The organism is Jatrophihabitans sp., assembly GCF_036389215.1.
GTDB lineage: Bacteria > Actinomycetota > Actinomycetes > Mycobacteriales > Jatrophihabitantaceae > Jatrophihabitans_A.
This window is the reverse complement of record NZ_DASVQG010000251.1, coordinates 1-8270: the sequence shown is the minus strand read 5'-3', so window position 1 is coordinate 8270 and position 8270 is coordinate 1. Positions and strand designations below refer to the sequence as shown.

Genomic DNA, 8270 nt, shown 5'->3' with positions numbered 1-8270 from the left:
CGCACTGACCGGCGGCGCGAGCAGGCTCGCGCCGTCGGCCGTGCTCTGCCAGTTCAGCGCGTCCGGCACAGCGTCCGGCACGGCGTCACTCGCCATAACCCTCAGGCGGTGCCGCCATCACGCAGAAGCTGGCGCCCTGGTTGTCGGCCACCGTGGCCAGCCGGCCGTACGGGGAGTCCGTGGGCGGGCGGAGCACGCTGCCGCCGAGCTTGATGAGCCGGTCAACCGCCTCGTCGGTGTCATCGACGGCCAGATAGAGCCACCACTGGGGGGCCAGCTCCGGGCCGTCGTCGCCGTACTCGCCGACCCCACCGATGTCGCGGCCCTCGCTGACGAAGGTGGAGTAGCGGAAGCCGTCAGAGGACATGTCGTGGAACTCCCAGCCGAAGACCGCGCCGTAGAAAGCCAGGTTGGCCTCCGACGACTGGCTCAGCTGCTCGGTCCAGATCAGCGAGGCCGGCTCGTTGAAGACACCTATCCCGGTGTGGCTGCCGGCCCGCCACAGGCCGAACCTGGCCCCGCTGGGGTCCAGGCAGATGGCCATCCGGCCGAGTTCCACCACATCCATCGGCTCCATCAGCACCTGGCCGCCGGCCGTCCTCACCCGCTCCGCGGCGGCATCCACGTCGGAGGTGGCGAAGTGGATCGTCCAGGCGTCCGGCGCCTCGGGCATCATCTTCGGGCTGATGCCGGCGGCGAGCCGGCCGTTCTTGGCGCAGTTGAGATAGCCGCCGTACTCGGCCGGACCCTCCTGCATGTCCCAACCGAACAGCCCCTCGTAGAACAGCCGGGCAGCGCTCAGGTCCGAGACGGACACATCTACCCAGCAGGGCGTGCCATCGGGCCACGGGCCATCATGAACAGGCATGGCGAGCCTTTCGTAACGCAGTGGCGAGCGGACACCTCACCCTGCCACTTCCGGCATGCCGGAACCAGCCGTGTCGCGAAATCCGCGCCGGCGACCTCAGCGACCAGCCCGCGGGGCTAGCTCCCGCGAACCTCGACGCCGCGCCAGAACGCCACCCGGTCCCGGATCTCGGCCGCGGCCTCCTTGGGCTCGGGGTAGTACCAGACGGCGTCCTGGTTCAGCTTTCCGTCCACCTCGAGGGAGTAGTAGGACGCGGTGCCCTTCCAGGGGCAGACCGTGTGGTACTCCGACGGTCGCAGCACCTCCTGCCGGACCGAGTCCAGCGGAAAGTAGTGATTGTTCTCGACCACCACGGTGTCATCGCTCTCGGCGATGACTTCCCCGTTCCAGATTGCCTGCATGCTCATCGCTACACGATGCCACGAGATGGCAGGAGTCGCACTGAGACTTAATCCACTGCCAACCGAGCACTGGGTAAGGTCCCGGCGCATGAACCTGTCGCTGATGAGCTTCCGGACCCGCGCTGCGGCGGGCACCGCACTGATCGCCGTGCTGGCGCTGCCGGCAGCGCTGGCAACCCCCGCCGGAGCGGCGCCTGCCGCCGCTCATTCGATGACCACCGCGCAATCGATGACTGCGCATTCGGTGACTGCGCATTCGATGACTGCGCACTCGATGACTGCAGCGCATTCGATGACTGCGCACTCGATGACGGCAGCGCATTCGAGACCCGCCGCAGTCCCGGCCTGGCGACTGGTACCCACCGGCAGCGTCTCGCACTTCCGCGGGCTGTCCGCGGTGAGCGCCAGGGTGGCCTGGGTCGGCGGCTACGACGGCACGATCCTGATGACGGCCGACGGCGGACGGCACTGGCGCGACGTCTCACCGGCCGGTGCCGACAACCTCCAGTTCCGCGACATCCAGGCCTTCGACACCAGGCATGCGGTCGCGATGGCGGCCGGTCCCGGCACCGACTCGGCGCTCTATTCCACCAGCGACGGCGGCAGGCATTGGCGGATCGCCTACCAGAACACCAATCCGGCAGCCTTCTTCGACTGCATGTCCTTCTCCGACCGCAAACACGGCCTGGTGCTGAGCGACCCGGTCGGCGGCAAGTTCCGGATCCTGGCGACCAATGACGGCGGCCGCAGCTGGTGGGTGCGCTCGAATGCCGCGATGCCGGCCGCGCTGCCCGGCGAGGCAGCCTTCGCCGCCGGCGGTGAGTGCATCACCACGCTGGGCCGCGATGCCTGGTTCGGCACCGGCGGCCAGAGCCAGGCCCGGGTGTTCCACTCCCGCGACCGCGGGCTCAGCTGGACGGTGACGACCACCGGCATGGGCAGCGGACCGACCGCCGGCGTCTTCGCGCTGGCGTTCCGGGACCGGTGGCACGGCCTGGCCACCGGCGGTGACTTCAACACCCCGACCAGCCCGACCAAGGCACTGGCCCGCACCCGCACCGGTGGCAACAGCTGGCGGCTGGTGTCCGACGCTCCGAGCGGCTACCGCTCCGGAGTCGCCTGGTTGCCGCACCGCCACCATCCCACCGCGATCACCGTCGGCATCTCCGGCAGTGACATCAGCTACGACGGCGGCCGCAGCTGGCACCAGTTCGACACCGGCAGTTTCGACACCGTCAGCTGTGCGCACGACGGTGCCTGCTGGGCTTCGGGCGAGACCGGCCGGGTCGCGGTGCTGTCCTTGCGGCGGCCCTGAGCCGGAGTTGCCTGGGATCGGGAGCAGCCCCTAGTTTCGAGGCAGGCTTTCCACCCGTTCCCATCGACGCCGATCCGAGAGCGAGGCCCCGCGTGAGCGAGGACAGCACTGCCCAGAACACCACCTTCGCCAGCAACGGCGGCCAGGCATACGGCTATCTGGCGCTGCCTCCCAGCGGCACCGGGCCAGGGGTGATCGTGATCCAGGAATGGTGGGGCCTGACCGACCACATCGTCGAGGTGACCGACCGGCTGGCCGGCGAAGGTTTCGTCGCGCTGGCACCGGACCTGTACGGCGGCCGGACGACCCACGACTCGGATGAGGCCGGCGAGCTGATGTCGCAGCTGCCGGTGGCCGAGGCGGCGCAGGACCTGGCAGGCGCGGTCGACTTCCTGCTGGGCCACGAAGCGGTCACCTCCAGCAAGGTCGGCGCTGTCGGGTTCTGCATGGGCGGTGGCTTCGTGCTGATGCTGGCCGCCCAGCAGGGCGACAAGATCGGTGCCGCCGTGCCGTTCTACGGGGTCGGCTCGGCGGTGCCCACGCAGTACTCCGGCCTGCGGGCGGCGGTGCAGGGCCACTACGGCGAGCAGGACCAGATGTACTCGGCCTCGACGGCGCGCGCGCTGGAACAGCAGATCCGCGAGGAGTCCGGCGCCGACGTCGAGTTCTTCTTCTATCCGGCCGGGCATGCCTTCCACAACGAGGAGAACCTGCTGGGCACCCATGACCCGGACAGCGCCAGACTGGCCTGGGAGCGCACCGTGCGCTTCCTCAAGGAACGGCTGAGCTGATGGCTCCGCCGCCCGACCAGCCGGACGAGGCCGAGCGGGCTCGGCTGGCCGAGCGGCGGGAACAGCTGCGGCAGCGGTACCTGATCCCGCCCGAGAGCCGCCCGGCCACCAATGGCCGCGGCATCCATCACGCCGCGCTGATCTGCAGCGACCCCGAGGCGACCATCCGGTTCTACCAGGACCTGCTGGGCTTTCCGTTGATCGAGCTGGTCGAGAACCGGGACTACCCCGGCTCGTCGCACTTCTTCTTCGACCTCGGCAACTCGACCCTGCTGGGGTTCTTCGACTTTCCGGGGCTGGGCCTGGAAGCCGGCAAGGAGGCCCTGGGAACGGTGCAGCACATCGCGATCTCGGTCGAACCGAGCCGGCATGCGCGGTTGCGCGCCCGGCTCGACGCCGAAGGCATCCCCTACGGCGGGCCCGATCAGGGCATCGAGGAGTCGCTGTACTTCCGGGACCCCGACGGCATCCAGATCGAGCTGCTCAGCGACGAGCTGATGTACTTCGGCGGCCAATGGCTGGACGGCCGGTGAGCCGGCTGCGACTGGGCTTCGGGCTGCCGGTGTCGGGCAGCTGGGCGCGGCCGGCGAACCTGGTGCGGATCGCCCGGCGGGCCGAGGAGCTGGGATACGAGTCGTTGTGGACGTTCCAGCGGCTGCTGCACCCGGCCGAGGGCGACTGGGGCCCGATGTACCGGGCCGTCCAGGACCCGATCGTGACGCTGGCGCACGTGGCCGCCGTCACCGAGCACGCCAGGCTGGGGATCGCGGTGGTCAACGCGCCGTTCTACTCCCCCATCGTGCTGGCCAAGCAGCTCGCCACCCTGGACGAGCTCAGCGGCGGCCGGCTGGACGCGGGCCTCGGCCTGGGCTGGGCGGAGGAGGAGTTCGTGGCTGCCGGCGTCGACCCCGCGCGCCGGGGTGCCCGGACGGAGGAGTTCATTGCCTGCCTGAAGGCCATCTGGACCGAGGAGGTGGTCAGCTTCGACGGCGAGTTCTACCGGATGCCGGCCGCCCGGGTGGACCCGAAGCCGGTCCAGCGGCCGCACCCGCCGTTGCTGCTGGGCGGCACCGCCGAACGCGCGCTGCGCCGGGTCGGCCGGATCGCCGACGGCTGGATCTCGAGCAGCCGGCACGACCTGCGCACCGTCGGCGCCGACCTGGAGTTGATGCGCGGCGCTGCCCGCGACGCCGGCCGCGACCCGGACCGGCTGCGGTTCATCATCCGGGGCGTGCCCAGGCTCACGAACGAACCGGCGGGGGCTGACCGGCAGCCGTTGCACGGCGACGCCGGCCAGATCCGCGAGGACTTCGACCGGCTGGCCGAGCGGGGGGTCACCGAGCTGTTCCTCGACGCGAACTTCGATCCCGAGGTGGGCTCGCCGGAGGCTGACCCCGCCGAGTCGATGCGGCGCGCCGAGCACCTGCTGGCCGCCTTCGCTCCTCGGCCGTGACATCGCGAAACCACCTGGCGATCCGTCACCCGCACCGCTCGTGACGACTCGGCCCACCGCACCGTGACGGAGTGCCCATGCCGCGCCGCGCTGGAGGGCGGCGCGCCGAAAATGGGTTGTCGGAGGCCTGCCCTAGCTTGAACACTCCTGGCAATGCCCATTGTGAGGACTGACGATTCATGACCGAGCGACTATGACTGAGGGACTGTGACCGGGCGACTGTGACCGAGCGACTGTGACCGAGCGACTGTGACCGAGCGACTATGACCGAGCGACTATGACTGAGGGACTATGACTGAGCAGTTCCCGGCGGCATCCGATGGGTGACGTCATCACGGCCAGGGGACTGGTCAAGACCTACGGCAAGCTCCGGGCGCTGGACGGTCTGGACCTGACAGTGCCCGAGGGCACCATCCTGGGCCTGCTGGGCCCGAACGGGGCGGGCAAGACCACGGCGGTCCGGATCCTGACCACCCTGCTCGAACCCGACGCGGGCACGGCCAGCGTGGCCGGCATCGACATCGCGAGAAATCCCGGCCAGGTGCGGTCCAAGCTCGGCCTGTCCGGCCAGTACGCCGCGGTGGACGAGTACCTGACGGGCTTCGAGAACCTCGACATGGTCGGCCGGCTCTACGGGTTGGGCCGGGGGCCGTCCAAGCATCGGGCTCGCGAGTTGCTGGCCCAGTTCGATTTGGAGGAGGCCGCGGACCGGCCGGTGAAGACCTACTCCGGCGGCATGCGACGCCGGCTGGACCTGGCCGGCGCCCTGGTGGCACGGCCGCCGGTGCTGTTCCTCGACGAGCCGACCACCGGGCTGGACCCGCGCAGCCGGACCGACATGTGGGAGGTGATCACCGACCTGGTCAAGGGCGGCACCACCCTGCTGCTCACCACCCAGTACCTGGAAGAGGCCGACCGGCTCGCCAACAACATCCTGGTCATCGACCACGGACGGGCCATCGCCGAGGGCACCGCGGACAGTCTCAAGGCGCAGGTCGGCGGCGAGCGGGTCGAGATCGTGCTGGTCCGCGAGGACGATCTGCCCGCGGCGCGCGCGATCATGACCGAACTCGCCGGCGCGCCGGTCGAGGTCGCCGGGCACAGCCGCCGGATCGTCGCCCCGGTGACCGGCGGCGCCGGGCTACTGATGGAGGCGCTGCGGCGACTGGACGCCAGCGACATCGCGCTGCTCGACGTGGCGCTGCGCCGGCCCACCCTGGACGACGTGTTCCTGAGCCTGACCGGGCATGCCTCCGAGCACGACCCCGACGCCGCACCCGCCGACGCCGCGGCGGCTACCGGCGTCAAGCAGGAGGCGAGCGTCCGATGACCACGCTGAAACCGATCACCGACGGCGCCATCGTGGCCAAGCGCAACCTGATCAAGATCAAACGAGTGCCGGACCTGCTGGTGTTCTCGACCATCTCCCCGATCATGTTCATCCTGCTGTTCGCCTACGTCTTCGGCAGTGCCATCGAGGTAAGAGGCACCAACTACCGTGAGTTCCTGATCCCCGGCATCTTCGCCCAGACGGTGATCTTCGGCGCCACCCTGACCGGCACCGGCATGGCCGATGACATCAAGAAGGGCATCATCGACCGGTTCCGGTCGCTGCCGATGTCACGCTCGGCGGTGCTGATCGGGCGTACCGGCAGCGATGTCGCCAACAACCTCCTCATCATCACGGTGATGTCGCTGACCGGGCTGCTGGTCGGCTGGCGGATCCGCAGTTCGGTGGGCGAGGCGATCGGCGGCTTCCTGCTGCTGCTGGTGTTCGCCTACGCGATCTCCTGGATCATGGCCTGGGTCGGGCTGATCGTGCCCAGCGTCGAGGTGGTGAACAATGCCTCGTTCGTCGTCATCTTCCCGCTCACCTTCATCGCCAACACCTTCGTGCCGACCGACAACTTCCCCGCGCCGCTGAAGTTCGTCGCCAACTGGAATCCGGTGTCCTCGGTGACCCAGGCGGCCCGAGATCTCTTCGGCAACACCGCCGCCGATGTCCCGGCGCCGGACTACTGGTCACTGCGACATCCAGTCGTCTACACCCTGGCCTGGGTCGTGCTGCTGCTGCTGATCTTCATCCCGCTGTCGGTGCGCCAGTACAAGAAAGCGGCCAGCCGCTAGTCCTGCAGTTTGATCCGGATGCCAGGCATGTCCCGTTGCATTCCGAACGTCGGTTAAGACCGTCGGCCCACCTGCCGATAGGTCACCCATTGCCGCTGGCGTCCCGCCGGCGGGACGCAGATGGGAAAACCGATGCCCTACTCGCAGGTGGTGGCTGCCGCGCGCCCGTCGCGCAGGCGTCGACTGGTGACAGCGCTGGTCGCCAGCCTCGCCGCCGCGTCCGGCCTGCTGGTGCATCCCGGCACCGCCCGGGCCGCGACAACCGCCGAGACCGCCGCGGCCACCAGCGTGCTGCGGATGCTCAATGCCGAACGGGCCGCCCACGGCCTGCCCGCCCTGGCCGCCAGCCCCGCACTGGTCAGCGGCGCCCGGCTGCACAACATCACGATGGCCCAGGCCAACCTGCTGTCCCACCAGCTGCCCGGTGAGCCGGTGTTCAGCACCCGGATCGCCCAGGCCGGCGTGCCCTGGCACTCCGCTGCCGAGAATGTCGGCTGGACCACCGCTCAGACCACCGCCGGAGCCGACGGCCTGCAGAGCGCCATGTACAACGAGAAGGCCCCGAACGACGGGCACCGGCGCAATATCCTGTCCAGCTCCGTGCGGTTCGTCGGCATCGACGTCCTGATCGACGCCCGCACCGGCAAGCTGTGGCTCACCGAGGACTTCGCCGACGTCGGCGGCCCGGTGCCGCCTCCGATGGCCAACCACAACCCGTTCGGCTACTACGACAGTGCGGTGGTCCTGTCCGGCCACCGCGTCCGGCTCCGCGGCTGGGCCGTCGACCCGGACAACCGGGCGCTGCCGCGGCCCATCGCCGTCTGGTACGACGGCCTGCCGGTCGCGTGGTTCCGGCTGGCGGTGGCCCGGCCGGACGTCGCCACGGCCAGGACGACCGGGCCGTACCAGGGTTTCGACATCACGGTGACGCTTCCGGCCGGGACGCATTCGGTGTGCCTCTACGCCGCCAATGCCGGCGCCGGCACGGCCAGCCCGAAATTGGGCTGCCGCACCGTCATCACCTGAGCGCAGCTAGCGGTCGAGGTCAACCGGCAGTAAGTGCCGGGTGAGTCGTCAACCATTCGCGATAGGTATCGTGTCGGACCTGATAGACCGTGCCCGTTATCCGTAACAGTCCAGTAGTTACCCCCCATTCAAGGAACTTCACTGGCCTTGCGGCGAAGGCCCCAGTCCGGTGGAAGATCGCCACTGCGCACGCGTACCGGCACGCGGCCCTCCCGCTGATGAGAGCGAACGCCAGCGCGGACTCCAACCCGAACGCCAGCCCGGACTCCAACCCGCCCCCCAAACCCCA

At 69.5% G+C, this 8270-nt stretch carries 9 protein-coding genes; 7 read left to right on the top strand and 2 right to left on the bottom strand.

Annotated elements, in window-relative coordinates; all coding sequences use genetic code 11:
• Positions 1-85: 85 nt before the first annotated feature.
• Together VF542_RS14215 and VF542_RS14210 are read right to left on the bottom strand one after the other, a co-directional pair.
• A complete protein-coding gene (locus VF542_RS14215; RefSeq protein WP_408652359.1) occupies positions 86-817 on the bottom strand; it encodes a VOC family protein in 732 nt (243 codons plus the stop codon).
• 167 nt (positions 818-984) lie between these two features.
• On the bottom strand, positions 985-1269 hold the full coding sequence (locus VF542_RS14210) for a DUF427 domain-containing protein (protein ID WP_408652360.1): 285 nt from the start codon (positions 1267-1269) through the stop codon (positions 985-987).
• 88 nt (positions 1270-1357) lie between these two features.
• Here VF542_RS14210 and VF542_RS14205 point away from each other — a divergent pair, with 88 nt between their 5' ends.
• From VF542_RS14205 to VF542_RS14175, 7 genes are all read left to right on the top strand, one after another.
• The gene (locus tag VF542_RS14205) at positions 1358-2584 is read left to right on the top strand and encodes a WD40/YVTN/BNR-like repeat-containing protein (RefSeq protein WP_408652358.1); all 1227 of its coding nucleotides are present in this window, start codon (positions 1358-1360) and stop codon (positions 2582-2584) included.
• 92 nt (positions 2585-2676) lie between these two features.
• On the top strand, positions 2677-3375 hold the full coding sequence (locus tag VF542_RS14200; protein ID WP_408652357.1) for a dienelactone hydrolase family protein: 699 nt from the start codon (positions 2677-2679) through the stop codon (positions 3373-3375).
• Positions 3375-3908, top strand: a complete 534-nt coding sequence (locus tag VF542_RS14195; RefSeq protein WP_408652356.1) for a VOC family protein — start codon at positions 3375-3377, stop codon at positions 3906-3908. Before VF542_RS14200 ends, VF542_RS14195 begins: the two co-directional genes overlap by 1 nt.
• A complete protein-coding gene (locus VF542_RS14190; RefSeq protein WP_408652355.1) occupies positions 3905-4828 on the top strand; it encodes a TIGR03619 family F420-dependent LLM class oxidoreductase in 924 nt (307 codons plus the stop codon). The genes VF542_RS14195 and VF542_RS14190 overlap by 4 nt, the downstream gene beginning before the upstream one ends.
• Positions 4829-5147: 319 nt before the next feature.
• A complete protein-coding gene (locus VF542_RS14185) occupies positions 5148-6158 on the top strand; it encodes an ATP-binding cassette domain-containing protein (protein WP_408652354.1) in 1011 nt (336 codons plus the stop codon).
• Positions 6155-6955: an ABC transporter permease gene (locus VF542_RS14180; RefSeq protein ID WP_408652353.1), complete on the top strand. Its 801-nt coding sequence runs from the start codon at positions 6155-6157 to the stop codon at positions 6953-6955. Before VF542_RS14185 ends, VF542_RS14180 begins: the two co-directional genes overlap by 4 nt.
• A 132-nt stretch (positions 6956-7087) precedes the next feature.
• Entirely contained in the window at positions 7088-7981 is an 894-nt protein-coding gene (locus VF542_RS14175; protein ID WP_408652352.1) for a CAP domain-containing protein, read from the top strand.
• Positions 7982-8270 lie beyond the last annotated feature (289 nt).

Bases quoted from the DNA above. Each gene is read 5' to 3' on its own strand.
- VF542_RS14210 (WP_408652360.1), bottom strand. From the start codon at position 1,269: ATGCAGGCAATCTGGAACGGGGAAGTCATCGCCGAGAGCGATGACACC.
- VF542_RS14205 (WP_408652358.1), top strand. From the start codon at position 1,358: ATGAACCTGTCGCTGATGAGCTTCCGGACCCGCGCTGCGGCGGGCACC.
- VF542_RS14195 (WP_408652356.1), top strand. From the start codon at position 3,375: ATGGCTCCGCCGCCCGACCAGCCGGACGAGGCCGAGCGGGCTCGGCTG.
- VF542_RS14185 (WP_408652354.1), top strand. From the start codon at position 5,148: ATGGGTGACGTCATCACGGCCAGGGGACTGGTCAAGACCTACGGCAAG.
- VF542_RS14180 (WP_408652353.1), top strand. From the start codon at position 6,155: ATGACCACGCTGAAACCGATCACCGACGGCGCCATCGTGGCCAAGCGC.
- VF542_RS14175 (WP_408652352.1), top strand. From the start codon at position 7,088: ATGCCCTACTCGCAGGTGGTGGCTGCCGCGCGCCCGTCGCGCAGGCGT.